19 protein-coding genes and 1 other annotated feature are annotated in these 15840 nt (G+C 59.2%); of the genes, 6 read left to right on the forward strand and 13 right to left on the reverse strand.

The features are described from left to right. Nucleotides 1-204: hypothetical protein (locus tag C4N22_RS12985; RefSeq protein ID WP_207657324.1), on the forward strand; the 204-nt coding region annotated here is incomplete at its 5' end. A gap of 118 nt (nucleotides 205-322) precedes the next feature. On the opposite strand, the gene C4N22_RS10395 is transcribed toward C4N22_RS12985, so the two are convergent. The 7 genes from C4N22_RS10395 to C4N22_RS10425 form a co-directional block, all read right to left on the reverse strand. Further along, a complete protein-coding gene (locus tag C4N22_RS10395) occupies nucleotides 323-1000 on the reverse strand; it encodes a sigma-70 family RNA polymerase sigma factor (protein WP_022256084.1) in 678 nt (225 codons plus the stop codon). Between the two features lie 21 nt (nucleotides 1001-1021). Beyond that, the gene (gene spoIIAB / locus C4N22_RS10400; protein ID WP_112148933.1) at nucleotides 1022-1465 is read right to left on the reverse strand and encodes an anti-sigma F factor; all 444 of its coding nucleotides are present in this window, start codon (nucleotides 1463-1465) and stop codon (nucleotides 1022-1024) included. After that, the gene (locus C4N22_RS10405) at nucleotides 1462-1782 is read right to left on the reverse strand and encodes an anti-sigma factor antagonist (protein ID WP_022256086.1); all 321 of its coding nucleotides are present in this window, start codon (nucleotides 1780-1782) and stop codon (nucleotides 1462-1464) included. The genes spoIIAB and C4N22_RS10405 overlap by 4 nt, the downstream gene beginning before the upstream one ends. Nucleotides 1783-1881: 99 nt before the next feature. Further along, nucleotides 1882-3147 carry a folylpolyglutamate synthase gene (locus tag C4N22_RS10410; protein WP_112148934.1) on the reverse strand — a complete coding sequence of 422 codons (1266 nt, stop codon included), beginning with the start codon at nucleotides 3145-3147 and terminating at the stop codon, nucleotides 1882-1884. Nucleotides 3148-3151: 4 nt separating this feature from the next. Further along, entirely contained in the window at nucleotides 3152-3661 is a 510-nt protein-coding gene (locus C4N22_RS10415) for a VanZ family protein (protein ID WP_112115001.1), read from the reverse strand. A 2-nt stretch (nucleotides 3662-3663) separates the two neighbouring features. Next, the gene (locus C4N22_RS10420; protein WP_112148935.1) at nucleotides 3664-6369 is read right to left on the reverse strand and encodes a valine--tRNA ligase; all 2706 of its coding nucleotides are present in this window, start codon (nucleotides 6367-6369) and stop codon (nucleotides 3664-3666) included. A 59-nt stretch (nucleotides 6370-6428) separates the two neighbouring features. Beyond that, nucleotides 6429-6657, reverse strand: a binding site (T-box leader). Between the two features lie 45 nt (nucleotides 6658-6702). Continuing rightward, complete coding sequence (locus C4N22_RS10425; RefSeq protein ID WP_112148936.1) at nucleotides 6703-8493, reverse strand: bifunctional homocysteine S-methyltransferase/methylenetetrahydrofolate reductase; 1791 nt, start codon at nucleotides 8491-8493, stop codon at nucleotides 6703-6705. Between the two features lie 80 nt (nucleotides 8494-8573). On the opposite strand from C4N22_RS10425, the gene C4N22_RS10430 reads away from it, so the two are divergent. The 4 genes from C4N22_RS10430 (at nucleotide 8574) to hflX (ending at nucleotide 11216) form a co-directional block, all read left to right on the forward strand. Further along, the gene (locus C4N22_RS10430; RefSeq protein WP_112148937.1) at nucleotides 8574-8840 is read left to right on the forward strand and encodes a type II toxin-antitoxin system Phd/YefM family antitoxin; all 267 of its coding nucleotides are present in this window, start codon (nucleotides 8574-8576) and stop codon (nucleotides 8838-8840) included. Further along, complete coding sequence (locus C4N22_RS10435) at nucleotides 8837-9169, forward strand: type II toxin-antitoxin system RelE/ParE family toxin (RefSeq protein ID WP_112148938.1); 333 nt, start codon at nucleotides 8837-8839, stop codon at nucleotides 9167-9169. Before C4N22_RS10430 ends, C4N22_RS10435 begins: the two co-directional genes overlap by 4 nt. Nucleotides 9170-9336: 167 nt before the next feature. Further along, nucleotides 9337-9939, forward strand: a complete 603-nt coding sequence (locus tag C4N22_RS10440; RefSeq protein ID WP_112148939.1) for a GNAT family N-acetyltransferase — start codon at nucleotides 9337-9339, stop codon at nucleotides 9937-9939. An 11-nt stretch (nucleotides 9940-9950) separates the two neighbouring features. After that, the gene (gene hflX, locus C4N22_RS10445) at nucleotides 9951-11216 is read left to right on the forward strand and encodes a GTPase HflX (RefSeq protein ID WP_112148940.1); all 1266 of its coding nucleotides are present in this window, start codon (nucleotides 9951-9953) and stop codon (nucleotides 11214-11216) included. Nucleotides 11217-11301: 85 nt separating this feature from the next. On the opposite strand, the gene C4N22_RS10450 is transcribed toward hflX, so the two are convergent. The 5 genes from C4N22_RS10450 to C4N22_RS10470 all read right to left on the reverse strand — a co-directional run bounded on the left by C4N22_RS10450 (nucleotide 11302) and on the right by C4N22_RS10470 (nucleotide 14646). After that, on the reverse strand, nucleotides 11302-11709 hold the full coding sequence (locus C4N22_RS10450; protein ID WP_112148941.1) for a metal-dependent transcriptional regulator: 408 nt from the start codon (nucleotides 11707-11709) through the stop codon (nucleotides 11302-11304). Continuing rightward, nucleotides 11700-11873 carry a hypothetical protein gene (locus tag C4N22_RS10455; protein WP_022256096.1) on the reverse strand — a complete coding sequence of 58 codons (174 nt, stop codon included), beginning with the start codon at nucleotides 11871-11873 and terminating at the stop codon, nucleotides 11700-11702. Before C4N22_RS10455 ends, C4N22_RS10450 begins: the two co-directional genes overlap by 10 nt. Nucleotides 11874-11904: 31 nt before the next feature. After that, nucleotides 11905-14103, reverse strand: a complete 2199-nt coding sequence (gene feoB, locus C4N22_RS10460; RefSeq protein ID WP_112148942.1) for a ferrous iron transport protein B — start codon at nucleotides 14101-14103, stop codon at nucleotides 11905-11907. 25 nt (nucleotides 14104-14128) lie between these two features. Further along, nucleotides 14129-14350, reverse strand: a complete 222-nt coding sequence (locus C4N22_RS10465; protein ID WP_005944554.1) for a FeoA family protein — start codon at nucleotides 14348-14350, stop codon at nucleotides 14129-14131. Between the two features lie 80 nt (nucleotides 14351-14430). Beyond that, nucleotides 14431-14646 carry a FeoA family protein gene (locus C4N22_RS10470; protein WP_022256098.1) on the reverse strand — a complete coding sequence of 72 codons (216 nt, stop codon included), beginning with the start codon at nucleotides 14644-14646 and terminating at the stop codon, nucleotides 14431-14433. A 219-nt stretch (nucleotides 14647-14865) separates the two neighbouring features. Here C4N22_RS10470 and C4N22_RS12780 point away from each other — a divergent pair, with 219 nt between their 5' ends. Continuing rightward, nucleotides 14866-15123: a hypothetical protein gene (locus C4N22_RS12780; RefSeq protein ID WP_146746527.1), complete on the forward strand. Its 258-nt coding sequence runs from the start codon at nucleotides 14866-14868 to the stop codon at nucleotides 15121-15123. On the opposite strand, the gene C4N22_RS10475 is transcribed toward C4N22_RS12780, so the two are convergent. Then, the gene (locus C4N22_RS10475; RefSeq protein ID WP_112115010.1) at nucleotides 15120-15698 is read right to left on the reverse strand and encodes a DUF3793 family protein; all 579 of its coding nucleotides are present in this window, start codon (nucleotides 15696-15698) and stop codon (nucleotides 15120-15122) included. The genes C4N22_RS12780 and C4N22_RS10475 overlap by 4 nt on opposite strands. Nucleotides 15699-15840 lie beyond the last annotated feature (142 nt).

Raw genomic sequence — 15840 nt, forward strand, 5'->3', positions numbered from 1 at the left:
AAAATAGGTTCCGTTACAAGTTTTTCGATATTGTTCAATTTTCAAGGTCCTGTAAGCGCCTCAGCCGTTTGGCTGACAGCTTATTTATTTTATCACTTGTGTGATAACTTGTCAAGCTGTTTTTTTGAAGTTTTTCGATTTCTTTTTGAAGAACTCATCGAACTTCGTTCTTTTTTGAGGCGTTTTTGTCAGACGCTCGCCTGACGTGAATGTATTTTAGCACAGCATCCGGCAAAAAGCAAGACCTTTTTTCAGTTTTTTTCTTGAAAAGTCCGCCTTTTACTTTTTGCCCAGTTTTTCGTGTATTTTTCTGGTTATTCCACTACGGTTCTTCCAAAAGGCGTATCCGCATAAGCTTTAAGATCTTCCTCTCCCGCCGGGAGATCTGCACCTGCGTCGTATGCAAGAGTTTTGCGGTCTCGCTCTGGGTGCGGTTGGCATAAAAGCGCAGCTTGATCAAAAGCCTGTCCTGCTCGGGCAGACTTTCCAACACCTCGGCCAGACCGATTTTATCCGTCAACTCCTCTTCCGGGGATTCTACCGGAATATCCATCTGGTGGTCGTCGTCCTCCCGGTTTTCCGGGGTCAGGCTGAGGGCAGGCTGTGCGGCCTGAATGGCAAGGGTGATATTTTCCACGCTCTCTCCCAGCTCTTCCGACAGCTGCGAAAGCGTCGGTTCTGTCCCGCAGAGCTTCCGGTGATGCTCCCGGGCCGCATTGATCCGCAGACTGAGCTCTTTTAAGGAGCGGCTGACCTTTACGGTTCCCCCATCCCGGAACAGCTTTTTGATTTCGCCCAAAATCACCGGGACAGCATAGGTGGAAAAACAAACACCTCTTGTCTCATCAAAACCGTCATAAGCTTTGATCAGCCCCATACACCCGGCACTGTAGAGGTCATCGTATTCCAATCCTCTCCCCCGGAACCGCCCGGCGCAGGAATGCACCAGCCCCAGATTCTGTTCAATGAACGCGCTGCGTCGGGTCTTGTCGGATACCATAGCCGCTCCCTCTTTCTCTTTTTATGTAGAGGATGCCCGCTCGTCCAGCCGCTTGGTCAGAGTCACACGGGTGCCTCGCCCGGGAACAGAGTGCACCGTGACCTTATCCATAAAGCTCTGCATGACCGCGAACCCCAGGCCGGAGCGCTCCTCCGGGTTGCCTGTGGTAAAAAGCGGTTCCATGGCCTTGGGGATATCCGGGATGCCAATGCCTTTGTCCGCTATCGTGATCCGGACCAGCCGCCCCGGATAGACGGCCAGCGTAAGCACCACAGGGCCGACCCGGTCCGGGTAAGCGTGGACGATGCAGTTGGTGACGGCTTCTGAAACGGCTGTCTTGATATCGGCCAACTGGGGTACGGTGGGGTCATACCGGGCCAGAAAGGCGGCCGCGGCCCCCCGGGCAAATGCCTCATTGACACTGAGGGAGTCGAACTGGATCTTCGTACTGTTTTCTGCTTTCATATCGTTTCTCCTGACTCCCCGCCCACGCAGGGGATATTCGCCAACTGAAGCACCCGCCGCAGCGCTTCGGGCGCGTGCTGGATCCGCAGGGTGCCGCCCAATGTCCGGGCACAGCGCTGCCGTCCTAAGATCAGCCCGATGCCGGAGGAATCCATAAATCCCACCCCGCCAAAATCCAGCACCAGCGTGCGGGGCGTACGGTTCAGCAGGGCATCGTCCAGCTGGATGCGCAGGTTCTGCGCCGCGTCGTGGTCGATCTCGCCCGCCAGATAGGCGTACAGCACATCGTCTGCCGCGCTGAATGTGACCGTTGCCATGGCTTGTCCATCTCCTTTTTTGCAAAAATAAAAAGCTCTGCACACGAGATACTCTCAGTGTACAGAGCTTTTGCGTTATTTTTTAGAGAAGCGTGTCGCTCAGATGGTTTCCAGCAGCTTTGCCGCTTCCAGGGCGATGGCCTCACTGCCACAGACCAGAAGGCCTCGGCGGCTGTTGGCTTTGGCCTGCTTCACAGCCTCGTCCAGGCTCTCGCAGAGGACGGCGTCAAAGTGGTAGCGGGCCTTTTCCAGCAGGCGCTCGGTCAAGGCTGCCTCCACACCCGACGGTGTGACGAGGAAGACCTGGTCGAACGGGTTTTCCCCCATGCCCGGCATGGTCTGCTTGTCTTTTTTCTGTTCCTCGGGGGTCAGGCCGTTTTCCAGCGCCGTGAAAAACGCCTCGGCTCCCTCCTCCTCGGACAGTCCGACCACGGCGCTCATGTGGCGCACTTTGGCCATGTTGAGCACCCGCAGGAGGGCAGCAGCCTGCTGCGGGGTGCGGCAGGCGTCCAGAATGACCAGAGGCTTCTGGGAAAGGACCCGGATGCTGCTGCGGTTCTCGACGGCCGCAAGGCCCTCCAGAATGGCCTCATCGGGGATCTCAAAGCCCTTGCGCCAGAGTGCGAGCGCCATTTCGACGGCAATGGCCGCATTGCCTGCCGCGTGGCGGCCCAGGAACGCCAGCGGGACCGTGTATCCGCCGTAATCCACCTTGCTGGTAAACTTCTCGGCTTCCAGGAACGTGATGTCCTCGGGGTCGGGCACCACCAGCTCACAATTGCACTTGCCGGCAGCCACGATGAGCTCACTGAGGGCTGCTTTGGGCTGCTCCGGCGCGGTGACGCAGAGAGAACCCTCCCGCATGACACCGGCAGCCAGCGCGGCCGAGCGCTCCACAGAGCGGCTGATGCCGTCCGGGCCGATGGCCGTTACCGCGCAGACCGGCATGGCGGGCAGAGCCGCTGCCAGACCGGCATCCGGCAGCTCCACCACAGCCAGCTTACAGCCTGCCGCGCCAAAACAAATGGCGGCAGCGGCCAGCTCTGCAGCGGCGCGGGGAAGAGGCTTGGCGGCAGACAGCTTTTCCGCGGCCTCACGGAAAAGCACCTCGTCCACCGGAGCACCCTGCACCCGGATGCGGGCCGCAAGCGGCTCACACCCGGCATGGTACAGGCCCGTGACAAAACCGGCTGCCTGCAGGATGGCCCCCAGCAGGCCTGCCGTGGCCGTCTTGCCTGCCGTGCCCGCCACGCCGACAAACTGCACCTGCTGCACCGCAGCGGGCAGGGCGGCACGCAGTTCCTCCGCCGGGGCAAAGCCCTCCGGCAGAGTCTCAAAATAGTGATTTGCCTCGTATGGAGTCATTCGGTCAATCCTCGTTTCGATGTTTATAGAGCAAAGCGCACATCCGGCAGAGTGCCAGCAGGAACAGCCCCACCAGCAGCCCGGCCAGCACGCCCATAAAATCCAGCCAGACGTCCAGCACCTGACTGCTCCGCCCTGGGGAGAAGAGCTGGATGGTCTCATCCGTCAGGGCCGTGAGCAGGCCTCCCAGAATGGGCCAGGACATGTGCCGGACAAAATGCCGGGTGTACACCCGCAGGCAGAGCATGAGCAGGAAGCCCTCCAGGGCATACTCGCAGAAATGTGCCAGCTTGCGGATGAAATGCATGGTGATGTGGGATGCAAGGCCGGGCATCCCCAGCCGGGTGAGCACCCGCTGTACCAAGCGGAGCACACGGCCGCTGGCCCCCTCCGACACCACGCCGATCTGCATGGAGTTGGAGAAGATGAACGCGATGCAGCCGATGAGCGCCAGCGTAAAGATCACCCGCCCGGCGATGAGCCAGGGAGAAGTGCGCGGGTTCTGTTCTGACATGCTCAGCCCAGAGCCTTGATGCTCTGCTCGATGTTGGCCAGCTTATCCTGGCTCTTGGCGTGCTTATTGCGGATCTCTTCCACCAGAGCCGCCGGGGCACGCTCGACGAACTTGGGGTTGTTGAGCTGGTTCTCAAACATGGCCAGCTCTTTTTCCGCCTTGGCCTTTTCCTTGTTCAGGCGGGCCAGCTCTTTCTCGCGGTCGATCAGCTCCATCATGGGGATAAAGCCGCGGGCCGCATGGGTGGACACCTGCACCATGCCGTCGGTGCCGCCCTCGTACTTGGCGGTAAAGGTCACATCGGTGGCAAAGGCAAACTTGGCCAGATAGACCTGCGCGCTCTGGAACGGAGCGGCATCCGCCGTCTCAATGATCATGCTGGTCTTCTTGGCCGGGTGGACATTCATCTCGGTGCGCATGGTACGCACGGCTTTGATGTAGTCCATGACTTTCTCAAAAGCCTCTTCCTCCGCGGTCCAGTTGTGGCTCTCGTCCACGGTGGGCCAGGGCTGGGTCATGATGGTCTCGGCAGAGCCGGGCAGAGCCTGATACAGCTCTTCGGTGATGAAGGGCATGAACGGATGCAGCAGCTTGAGGGCCTTGTCCAGCACATACACCAGCACACGGCGGGCGGTGTCGGCCTGCTCCGCGTCGCCGGAGTTCAGGCGGGGCTTTGCGATCTCGATGAACCAGTCGCAGTAGACATCCCAGATGAAGCTGTTGATCTTGGCAGCCGCCAGGCCCATCTCGTAGTGGTCGAGGTTGTCGCTCATGGCACCGGCCACCTGGTTCAGCTTGGTCAGCACCCACTTGTCGCTCATGTCCAGCTTATCCTCACTGGGCAGGCCGGGCTGGAAGTCCTCGGGCAGGTTCATCAGCACAAAGCGGGTGGCGTTCCACAGCTTATTGGCAAAGTTGCGGGCAGCCTCCACTTTCTTCTCGCTGTAACGCATATCGTTGCCCGGGGTGGAGCCATCCACCAGCATGAAGCGCAGGGCATCGGCACCGTACTTAGCAATGACCTCCAGCGGGTCAATGCCGTTGCCCAGGCTCTTGGACATCTTGCGGCCCTGGCTGTCGCGGACGATGCCATGGATGCAGACGGTGTCAAACGGAGCCTTGCCGGTGTAGGCCAGGCCGGAGAAGATCATGCGGCTGACCCAGAAGCCAATGATATCATAGCCCGTCACCAGCGTGTTGGTGGGGTAGAAATACTTCAGGTCCGCGCTCTCCTCATTGGGCCAGCCCAGGGTGCTGAACGGCCACAGTGCGGAGGAGAACCAGGTATCCAGCGTGTCGGGGTCCTGGGTGAGCTTGGTGCCGCCGCACTTGGGGCAGGCGCAGGGCGCGCTCTTGGCGACCACGGTCTCGCCGCAGTCATCGCAGTACCAGGCCGGGATCTGGTGGCCCCACCACAGCTGGCGGCTGATGCACCAGTCACGGGTGTTCTTCATCCAGTTCATATAGTTCTTGGTGAAACGCTCGGGCACAAACTTGATATCGCCCTTTTCCACGCTCTCAATGGCAGGCTTTGCCAGAGGCTCCATCTTGACGAACCACTGCTTGGAGATCATGGGCTCAATGGTGGAGTGGCAGCGGTAGCAGGTGCCCACCTCGTGCTTGAGGGGCTCGGTCTCTTTCAGGAAGCCGCCGGCCTCCAGATCGGCCAGGATGGCCTTCCGGGCCTCGAGGGTGGTCATGCCGGCATACTTGCCGCAGTCCAGCACATGGGGCTCGTTGACGGTGTTCTTGCCCGCGGCAAACAGAGCGTCGGCAGCGGCCTTGTCGGCAGCGCCGGTCATGTGGCCGTCGTAGGTAAAGACGCGGACGATGGGCAGCTCATGGCGCAGGCCGACCTCAAAGTCGTTGGGGTCATGGGCCGGAGTGATCTTGACGACGCCGGTGCCCTTGGTCATGTCGGCGTGCTCGTCGCAGACGATGGGGATCTCTTTGTTCAGCAGCGGCAGGATGACATGGCAGCCATGCAGATGTGCATAGCGGGGATCCTCGCCGTTGATGGCCACAGCGGTATCGCCCAGCATGGTCTCGGGGCGGGTGGTAGCCAGCTCCAGCATCTCGCCCGTCTCCTTGACGGGGTAGAGCAGGTGCCAGAAGTGGCCGTCTTTCTCCTCATACTCCACCTCGGCATCGGAAATGGAGGTGTTGCAGTGGGGGCACCAGTTGACCATCCGGTTGCCGCGGTAGATCAGGCCCTGATCATACAGGCGGACAAAGACTTCCTTGACAGCCTCGGAGCAGCCCTCGTCCATGGTGAACCGCTCGCGGTCCCAGTCGCAGCTGCTGCCCAGCTTTTTCAGCTGGCTGACAATGCGGTTGCCGTACTTGGTCTTCCAGGCCCAGGCACGCTCCAGGAAACCGTCGCGGCCCACCATCTCCTTGGTCAGGCCCTCGGCACGCATGGCCTCCACGACCTTGGCCTCGGTGGCGATGGAAGCGTGGTCGGTGCCGGGCACCCACAGGGCGGCGTAGCCCTGCATCCGCTTGGTGCGGATGAGGATGTCCTGCATGGTGTTATCCACCGCATGGCCCATGTGCAGCTGGCCGGTAACGTTCGGTGGCGGCATCACGATGGTATAGGGCTTCTTGTCGGGGTCGGCCTTCGTGTGGAAGTAGCCGCCATCCAGCCAGAACTGATAGATACGGTCTTCCACCTGGCTCGGATCATACTGTTTTGCGAGTTCTTTCATTGTAACCTCCCAAACGTTTTGGTCCGCAGGGAGCAAAAAAGCCGCCCCACGGAAATTTCCCATGGGACGGCTGTAAATCTACATACCGCGGTACCACCCAAATTGCGCAGACACTGCGGCCCGCGCCCCTTGATGCCCCGATAACGTGGGGCAGAACCGGAGGCGACTACTCCATTCCCCGCCTCTGCTCAAAAGTGACAGCGCACCGCGCCGCTCTGCCGGGCTTTCACCTACCCCGGCTCTCTGGAAAAGCGGACTGCAGCGCGCACTCTTTTTCATCGCATTTGTTATAAAAGATAATAGCGGTTTTTGTTCGATTTGTCAATTGCTTTTTTATTGTTCCTGCAATAGTTCTGTCTTCAGCCGGGCGATCAGCCGCTCCATCAGCGCCACCCGGTTGAACGGCGTCATCAGGTAGAAACCGTCTGCGTAGGGCAGGGCCTCCCGGGCCATCTTGAGGGAGATCTCCAGGCCCAGTGCCTCGCCCTGCTCCCGGTCGAGGCCTGCAAAGGCTTCCATGATGTCCTCTGCCACATGGATGCCGTTGACTTCGTTCTCCATAAAGATCGCGTTCCGCTGGCTGACCACCGGCATGATGCCGGCCAGAATTTTTGCCCGCTCGCCCAGCGTCTCCCGGGTGTGGCGGAGGTTCTCCACGGCCTGCTCCGAGAGGACCGGCTGCGTCAGGAACCCGGACATGCCGTTTTCCAGCTTTTCGCCCGCCCGGCGCAGCTCCACCTCAAAATTGCGGGCGTTGAGGTTCAGGGCACCGAAGACTGTCATGGGGCTGGGCATCTCCCGGCCCTCCCCTGCCAGCGAAACGATATACTGGGCCAGCTTGCGGGAGTTGAACTGGTAGACGTTCTTCACCTCGTCCCGCTCTGCCGTGGGGATGGGGTCGCCCGTGATGGCCAGCACTTCCCGTACCCCCTCAGCGTACAGGCCCAGCAGCAGGGCCTTGGTGGCGTTGAGGTTGCGGTCACGGCAGGTCATGTGGGGCAGGGTGCAGAGCCCCAGCTCCCGGTGCACCCGGCAGGCCACGAGGGAGGAATCCATCCGGGCCCGGGCAATGGGGCAGTCCGCGATGGTCAGCAGATCAGCTCCCGCCGCCTGCAGCCGCTTTGCGCCAGCCAGATAGTTGGTCAGGTCGGCATCCTTGGGGGAATCCAGCTCAATGGCGATCACCTTTTTGCCAGCGTTCAGCTTGCGCAGGAACGCGTCATCTTTTTCCACCGTCGGTGCTTCCGGGGTGGAAACCTGCACTGCCGGGGCCGCTTTTTCCACAGCAGGCAGAGAATCCAGCGCTGCCCGCAGGGCGGCAATGTGAGCCGGAGTGGTGCCGCAGCAACCGCCCAGGATCCGAACCCCTTCCGCCGCAATTCGGGCCAGCTCTTTGGCGAAGTATTCCGGCTTGCCCTGATACTTTACCTGGGTGCGGGTAACCACCGGGTAGCCCGCGTTGGGCATGACCGACAGCGGCAGGGCCGTGCTGCCCAGCTGCTGTACCAGTGTCCGCATGGCACCCGGGGCCGAAACACAGTTGAAGCCCACCGCGTCCACAATGCCGCTCTCCGTCATCCGGCGGACCAGGTCTTTGCTGTACATGCCCTCCCGGGTGTAGCCATCCGGCAGCACCGCAAAGGAGACCAGCACAAAGGCATCCGGCACCTGCGCCTTGACGGCCTGCACGGCCTCCAGCACACCGGCGTCCGAGCTCAGGGTCTCAAACAGGAAGTTCTTTGCCCCCTGTTCCACAAAACAGCGGGCCACTGCCGTGTAGATGCTTCCCGCCGGGGCAGCCTCGGTATCCGGAGCCGGGCCCAGGTCCGCAAAAACGGCCGCTCCCGTCTCCACAGCGGCTTCTGCCGCCAGCTTCCAGCCTGCACGGGCCAGCGCCTGCCAGTCCGGCTGCCGTGCCGCCGCCATCCGGGGCAGGCCAAACGTATTGGTCTTGATGGCCTCCGCGCCGGCTGCCAGGTACTCCCGGTGAACTTTCCGCACGCCCGCCGGGTCCAGCAGGTTGCCCTGCTCACACTCCGTACCGGGCTTGGCTTTATAATAGGTACCCATGCCGCCATCAAACAAAAGCGGTTTCCGGGCCAGATGTGCACGCACGTCGATCATGTTTGGGTCTCCTTTATCTTTTTTCTTGATTGTATAAAGAAATTCTGATATAATTTTTGTATGAAAGAGAGGTGTCCTCCATGCCTAAGATTCGTTCCAGCGCAGACCTGCGCAACAACTACAATGAGATTTCCACTTTCTGCCATGACTATGCAGAACCCGTGTTCATCACCAAAAACGGCAAGGGTGATCTCGCCGTCATGAGCATTGAGACCTATGAAGCACTGACCAGCCGCTTTGAGCTGTATGTCAAGCTCCAGGAGGGGCTCGATGATGTTGCCGCAGGGCGGACACGCCCCTGGAAAGATGTCAAAGCCGAGTTGCTGAATCATTGGGGGCGTGAATGAATTATACCGTTGAACTTTCCAACACAGCGGAACAGGATATCCATGAATCTGTCCGCTACGTCACGCTCCAGCTGAAGAATCCGATTGCTGGCCGACGCCTGCTTGGGAATACAATCGACTGCGTTGATTCCTTGGAGTCGTTTCCAGCCCGTTTTCCAGTGATCGGCGATCCCATTCTAGTCATTCATCAGATTCATTTCATCCCGGTGCAGAATTATCTTCTGTTTTACCAGATTCATGAGCCCTCCCATACTGTCATGGTTCTTCGGTTCCTCTATGGCAAAAGCGATTGGGCTTCCATCCTGAAAAAGGACCTGCTTCGCAGCTGAGCCGCGCTCCCCGGGAAACCGGGGAGTTTTCTCATTTATCTTCAGTTTAATAAAGTTTACGCGGTTGTCAAGCACCTTTTGCGGAGGGTTTTCTGCACTTCCCTTGCGTTCCCGGTAAATTTGTGCTATCCTATGCGTACTTTCAATACAGAACGGAGTGATGGAACATGCGCCATGCAGGCACACAGGAGATCGAAACGCCGCGGCTGATTCTGCGCCGCCTTTTGTCGGAAGATGCCAACAGGATGTACGTCAACTGGGCCAATGACCCGGACGTGACCCGTTTTCTGCGGTGGGAGCCGCACAAAAACGCGGCTGAGACCCGCCAGCTGCTGGAGGCATGGGCCACCCTCTACCCCAACGAGGATTACTACCAGTGGGCCATTGTGGAAAAAGCCACCGGGCAGGTGTTCGGCTCCATCAGCATCTATAACAGCCTGCTGGGGGAGCCTCAGCAGAAAGCCGCGTGGCCCGGGCTGGATCTTTCCGAGGGCATCTGGGAGCCGGGATACTGCATCGGCAAAGCGTGGTGGAACAAGGGCTTTACCACCGAAGCCCTCCGCGCGGTTGTAGAATACTGGTTCAAAAATACAAATAGTAACTGGCTGGCCTGCTGCCACGCCGCTGCCAACCCTGCCAGTGGCCGGGTGATGCAAAAGGCGGGCTTTGTCTACCACCATGACGCCGAGTACCATAAATTTGACGGTACACCTGTCTCCTGCAAATGCTATGCGCTCACGAGAGAGCATTACAACACTTTGTATAAATAAGAGGATTTATTTTGAGCGAGCTTTACGATATCTTAGTGGAAACACCCCCGACGAAAGTCATCCTGCTGGCACTGGATCAGGGCCTGTGGGACTGTGAGCGGAGCCTGGCCGAGCTTTCGGCCCTGTGCGAAGCCAACCATATGGAAGCCGTGGCCGAGGTGACCCAGAAGCGCCAGACGCCCGAGACCGGCATCGTGCTGGGCAGCGGCAAGCTGGAAGAGGCTGCGGCAGCGGCCGCCGAACTGGGCGCGGAGTGCGCCGTGTTTGACGGCGAACTGACTGGCAGCCAGATCCGCAACATCTCCACAGCGCTGGGCGGCATGGAAGTCATTGACCGCACCATGCTCATCCTGGAAATTTTCCGCAGCCGCGCCGTGACCAACGAGGGGAAACTGCAGACCGAGCTGGCCCTGCTGCGCTACCGCCTGCCCCGCCTGCAGGGCATGGGCGAGAGCCTGAGCCGTCAGGGCGGCGGCGGTGGCGGCGGCGGTGGTGCCCGCCGCGGTGCCGGTGAGACCAAACTGGAACTGGACCGCCGCCATGTCCACGCCCGCATCGACGCACTGGCCGAAAAACTGGCCGAGATGGAAAAGCGCCGGGGCGAGAGCCGCAAGGCCCGCGCCAAAACCGGGATGCCCGTGGTCAGCCTTGTCGGCTACACCAACGTGGGCAAATCCAGCCTGATGAATGCCCTGTGCGGCCCCAGCGTCGCTGAGGCGGACATGCTGTTCGCCACCCTGGACCCCACCAGCCGGAAGCTGGTACTGCCCAGTGGCATGGCCGTGCTTCTGGTGGACACCGTCGGCTTCGTCTCTCGCCTGCCCCACAATCTGGTGGAGGCGTTCCAATCCACGCTGGAGGAAGCCGCCTGGTCGGACGTCATCGTCCGGGTGGCCGACGCCGGCGATGAGCAGCGGGAAGAGCAGCTGGCCGTCACGGACGAGGTTTTGGATGGTCTGGACTGTGCCGACATCCCCCGCCTGACCGTTTACAACAAATGCGACAAACCCGGTGCTCTCAGCTTTGACCCGGACATCCTGCTGACCAGCGCCAAAACGGGCTACGGCCTGGAGGCCCTGCTCAAAAAGCTGGATGAGACCCTCAGCGACCGGGTGCATACCATCCGGGTGCTGCTCCCCTATGATAAGCTGGGCCTTGCCGCCCCCATGCGGGAGCGGGGCAGCGTGCAGGTGGAAGAATACCGGGAGGATGGCCTCTACCTGGAGGGCATCGTCAAAACGGAAGACCTCCACTGCTTTGAGGGGTATCTCTGCTGAGGAAACACTTTCTGAATCATAAAATGCCAAAAGAGCCAGTCTCGTGTGAGACTGGCTCTTTTAATACACATAGGCTTACAGGTTTTCAGCCCGCCTTTTCCGGTTCGGCTGCTTCGTCGGAGACCGTGCCGAACAGGCGCTCGTACTCACCCACAAAGGCCCGCTCCGGCAGCGCGGAGGTCAGGGCCAGCGCCGCCGCAAAGCGCTCCTCCTCCGTCAGCTCAATGTTGACCGGAGGAAAATTCTGCAGCACTCGCTCCAGCTGCGCCTGCACTTCTTTGGCCACAAAGATGCCGCGGTCGGTCATGTAGATCTTCCCGTAGTGCTCTTTGACGATCATGCCGCGCTCCATGAGCAGGTTCATAATGCGTACTACAGAGGGCTTGGTCACGCCCAGCTTCTCTGCAATGCTGCGGGAGCTGATGTCCAGATGCGTCTGCGAGACTTCGTAGATAGCCAGCAGATACCGCAGGTGCGCTTCCGTCAATGGCATCCGCTGCACCCTCCGCAATCTCCATTGCAGCCGCCCTCGCCGCAGCCACCACAGCCACCGCCGTGTTTGTGGGAGTGCCAGGTGACCCAGATCACGCCACCAAACACGATTGCACCAACGATGATCGTGGGCAGGTTAAAGTTGGCAGCCAGGAATTCCATCATACAAAAGCACTCCTTTCAAAACCGTGCGATATTACTTGCTGGCAGTGATCTTCTTGACGTCGATCTTGACCTCATTGTCGCCAACATACTTGTTGGGACGGACCATCAGGTAGATGAAGCCAACCAGAACAACTGCAGCCACGATGGTGAAGAGGTTGAAGCCGACCTCACCGGTGATCAGGCCACCCAGCTGGTACACGACCAGAGCCGCGCAGTAAGCCAGAGCGCACATATAGCCAATGGCGATCGCGGTCCACTTGCCGTTGTTCATCTCACGCTTGATAGCGCCCATCGCAGCGAAGCAGGGAGCGCACAGCAGGTTGAAGATCATAAACGCGTAAGCAGACAGAGCGGTGTAATCGGCAGCGACAGCGCTCCAGATCTCATCACCGTTCTCAGACAGCTCGCCGCCGAAGTTGTACAGGACGCCGAACGTACCAACAACGTTCTCCTTTGCGATCAGGCCGGTGACGGAAGCAACGGTTGCTTTCCAGTTGCCGAAGCCCAGAGGAGCGAAGATCCATGCGACCTTGGTAGCGATAGCAGCCAGCACGGAGTTGTCCTGATCCTCGACCATACCGAAGGCACCGTTCTCGAAGCCGAAGCCCTGCAGGAACCACAGGATCACGGTAGCGGCCAGAATGACGGTACCAGCACGCTTGATGAAAGACCAGCCGCGCTCCCAGGTAGCACGGAAGACATTGCCCCAGGCGGGCACATGGTACGCGGGCAGCTCCATAACGAAGGGAGCGGGGTCCCCTGCGAAGATCTTGGTCTTCTTCAGGATGATACCGGAGCAGATGATGGCAGCCATGCCGATGAAGTAAGCGGAAACAGCAACCACAGAGGAGCCGCCGAACAGAGCACCCGCGATCAGGCCGATAATGGGCATCTTAGCGCCGCAGGGGATGAAGCAGGTGGTCATGATGGTCATACGGCGGTCACGCTCGTTCTCGATGGTACGAGAAGCCATAACGCCCGGGACGCCGCAGCCAGTGCCGACCAGCACAGGGATGAAGCTCTTACCGGACAGGCCGAAGCGGCGGAAGATACGGTCCATGATGAACGCGACACGGGACATGTAGCCCACATCCTCCAGGATGGACAGCAGGAAGAACAGGACCAGCATCTGGGGAACAAAGCCCAGCACCGCGCCGACACCAGCCACGATACCGTCCATGATCAGGCCGTACAGCCAGCCAGCCACGCCGATGCTCTCCAGGAAGCCGCCCACTACATTGGGAACGATCTCTCCGAACAGGACATCGTTGGTCCAGTCCGTTGCAAAGGTACCGATGGACCAGCCGCCGTCTGCAATGGAGGTGCCCATGGACAGGGAGTACATCAGGTACATGATGGCCGCAAAGATGGGCAGGGCCAGGATACGGTTGGTCACGATCTGGTCGATCTTATCGGAAGCGGTCAGGTGCTCCACACGGGCCTTCTTCTTGACAGCCTTGGAAACAACACTGTTGATGTAAGCGTAGCGCTGGTTGGTGATGATGCTCTCGGCGTCATCGTCCATCTCAGCCTCGCAGTCCTTGATGTGCTGGTCGATGTGATCCAGCAGGGCCTTGTCGAGGTTCAGTTCTGCCTGGACCTTGTCGTCGCGCTCGAACAGCTTGACGGCATACCAGCGCTGGAAGCGGTCATCGACCTTGCCCTGGATGGACTCCTCGATGTGGGCAATGGCGTGCTCCACGCTGCCGGTAAAGACATGCGGCAGCTCGGCAACCTTGCCAGCCTTGGCAGCGGCAGCAGCCATCTGAGCGGCTTTCTCGCTGCCCTCGTTCTTCAGAGCGCTGATCTCAACGGCCTGGCAGCCCAGCTCTTCGCTCAGCTTCTTCAGGTCGATCTTATCGCCGTTCTTACGGACCAGGTCGATCATGTTGACAGCCATGACCACGGGGATGCCCAGCTCGATCAGCTGGGTGGTCAGGTACAGGTTCCGCTCGATGTTGGTACCATCGATGATGTTCAGGATGGCATCAGGCTTCTCGCCGACCAGATAGCTGCGGGCGACGACCTCTTCCAGAGTGTACGGAGACAGGGAGTAGATACCGGGCAGGTCCTGGATGATGACATCCTCCGCGCCTTTCAGCTTACCCTCTTTCTTCTCAACGGTAACGCCGGGCCAGTTGCCGACGTACTGGTTCGAGCCGGTCAGTGCATTGAACAGGGTCGTTTTACCGCAGTTCGGGTTGCCGGCCAGTGCAATTTTAATACTCATTGCGTGTCCTTTCCTCTCTTTGGAATCAAACCACTTCGATCATTTCAGCGTCGGCCTTGCGCACGCTCAGCTCGTAGTTGCGCACGGTCAGTTCCATGGGGTCGCCCAGGGGGGCAACCTTACGGACATAGATCTCAACACCCTTGGTGATGCCCATGTCCATGATGCGGCGCTTCACGGGGCCTTCGCCATGCAGCTTTGCCACCGTTGCGGTCTCGCCGACCTTGACGTCTTTCAGAGTCTTCATTATAGATCCTCCTCTACTTGTCTTTATACGAGAGACTATTCCAGTTTCGGAGCAGCTCTCTAAACAGCTTGTGGCGCTGTTTAGCCAATCATAATGCGGTTCGCCATGGTCTTGTCCAGTGCGATCCGGCTCTCCTTGACCTGCAGGATCAGGTTGCCTGCGATCTCGTTCACCACGGTCACTTCGCTGTCCACCACAAAACCCAGCTCTGCCAGGTGCTGGCGGACCTCATCCTTGCCGGTGATTTTTTTTATGGTCACGGTCTCGCCCGCTTTTGCCATCGTCAAAGGCATCATGTCTTCCACACTCCTTTGTTATTCTCCTGCAGTCGCCGCAAAGGTTAGTCAGTGGCAACTATCAGCATCGATAGTTTATACTCACTAACCTTTTCTGTCAACAGTTTTTTCATAATTTCTTAGCAGTTTGTAGACACAAACAATTTTCGTCCACGAATTTCCCAAGATTTTTTGCAGAGGTAACAATCACTAACCGCAAAGTTTATATGTGCTAACTTTTTGATCTTCATTTTCTCTTTTCCTCTTATCATCGTTTATAGCTCGTATTTTGCGAAAAACTTTGAAACATTTTTCCATCTTCTGATGGGTGCGTTTTCAACGATTTCCGCTCCTGATATGACACAGCCGCCCGGTGCAGTGGTCATTCTGCACCGGGCGGCCGCGTGTCAAAAGGAGGATTTCTTCCCGCCGACGCGTGGAGGCTTAGGCGGGCGCCAGGATAAAAAGAGAGTATTTGAAGAGAATGTCAAAATTTAAGCCGCCACCGCAAGGCGGGAAATGGGGGTGCCGCTGTGGAACAGGCGCAGGTACACGGCTGTGCATTTGCTCAGCTGTGCAAAATGGCGCCGGGCGGCGTTGGGGTCGCCGTAGGCTTTCCAGCAGCCGCAGCAGGTAAAGTTGCGGCCCCGGTTCTCAATAAAGCCCACCACATCGGTCAGCGGATAGCCCAGAAACACGCCGATCTCATGCGGAAACTCCGCCGAGCAGCAGAGCCGCCGGGACAGCTGGGTCAGCATGATCCCCGTCTGCTCTTGCTCCTGGGGCAGCTGATATCCCTCCCGTGCCAGAAAAGCGCGGACTGCTTCGTCCGCAAAGATCGCGCGCAGGCGTGCTTCGCGGTAAACGTAGATCAGGAACTGGTGCGTCCGCACACAGCCTTTCAGCACCCGGACGCTGAGGCCCTTGCTGGCCAGCTGCTCGTTCCAGCTGCGCACGCGGCGGGCAAGGTCCGCGCAGTCCCGCGTTTCATAGCGGAACAGCCCTGCAGGCTTGAGCCCGGCCAGTACAGGGGCGCATTGCTCGATCATCACGGTTTCAAAATTTCGCTCCATGTCTGGTCTCCTCCATCGGGTGCTTTCTTTCGGGGATATCGTTCCCCGGTGCCCTGTCTTTTATGCGGGCGACGGTTAGAATCAGCTAACCAAAATGCTGAAAAGAACGCGGCTGGTCCCTGCCTTGCCGCTTCTTGGTTAG

It is taken from the genome of Faecalibacterium prausnitzii, assembly GCF_003287495.1.
GTDB lineage: Bacteria > Bacillota > Clostridia > Oscillospirales > Ruminococcaceae > Faecalibacterium > Faecalibacterium prausnitzii_I.

What these genes read in the sequence shown, in the direction of transcription:
- C4N22_RS10465 (WP_005944554.1), bottom strand. Translation starts at nt 14,350, where the DNA reads ATGAAGACTCTGAAAGACGTCAAGGTCGGCGAGACCGCAACGGTGGCA.
- spoIIAB (WP_112148933.1), bottom strand. Translation starts at nt 1,465, where the DNA reads ATGAAAGCAGAAAACAGTACGAAGATCCAGTTCGACTCCCTCAGTGTC.
- C4N22_RS10410 (WP_112148934.1), bottom strand. Translation starts at nt 3,147, where the DNA reads ATGACTCCATACGAGGCAAATCACTATTTTGAGACTCTGCCGGAGGGC.
- C4N22_RS10450 (WP_112148941.1), bottom strand. Translation starts at nt 11,709, where the DNA reads ATGCCATTGACGGAAGCGCACCTGCGGTATCTGCTGGCTATCTACGAA.
- C4N22_RS10470 (WP_022256098.1), bottom strand. Translation starts at nt 14,646, where the DNA reads ATGATGCCTTTGACGATGGCAAAAGCGGGCGAGACCGTGACCATAAAA.
- C4N22_RS10435 (WP_112148938.1), top strand. Translation starts at nt 8,837, where the DNA reads ATGAATTATACCGTTGAACTTTCCAACACAGCGGAACAGGATATCCAT.
- C4N22_RS10415 (WP_112115001.1), bottom strand. Translation starts at nt 3,661, where the DNA reads ATGTCAGAACAGAACCCGCGCACTTCTCCCTGGCTCATCGCCGGGCGG.
- feoB (WP_112148942.1), bottom strand. Translation starts at nt 14,103, where the DNA reads ATGAGTATTAAAATTGCACTGGCCGGCAACCCGAACTGCGGTAAAACG.
- C4N22_RS10405 (WP_022256086.1), bottom strand. Translation starts at nt 1,782, where the DNA reads ATGGCAACGGTCACATTCAGCGCGGCAGACGATGTGCTGTACGCCTAT.
- C4N22_RS10425 (WP_112148936.1), bottom strand. Translation starts at nt 8,493, where the DNA reads ATGATCGACGTGCGTGCACATCTGGCCCGGAAACCGCTTTTGTTTGAT.
- C4N22_RS10475 (WP_112115010.1), bottom strand. Translation starts at nt 15,698, where the DNA reads ATGGAGCGAAATTTTGAAACCGTGATGATCGAGCAATGCGCCCCTGTA.
- C4N22_RS10440 (WP_112148939.1), top strand. Translation starts at nt 9,337, where the DNA reads ATGCGCCATGCAGGCACACAGGAGATCGAAACGCCGCGGCTGATTCTG.
- C4N22_RS10395 (WP_022256084.1), bottom strand. Translation starts at nt 1,000, where the DNA reads ATGGTATCCGACAAGACCCGACGCAGCGCGTTCATTGAACAGAATCTG.
- C4N22_RS10420 (WP_112148935.1), bottom strand. Translation starts at nt 6,369, where the DNA reads ATGAAAGAACTCGCAAAACAGTATGATCCGAGCCAGGTGGAAGACCGT.
- C4N22_RS10455 (WP_022256096.1), bottom strand. Translation starts at nt 11,873, where the DNA reads ATGATGGAATTCCTGGCTGCCAACTTTAACCTGCCCACGATCATCGTT.
- C4N22_RS10430 (WP_112148937.1), top strand. Translation starts at nt 8,574, where the DNA reads ATGCCTAAGATTCGTTCCAGCGCAGACCTGCGCAACAACTACAATGAG.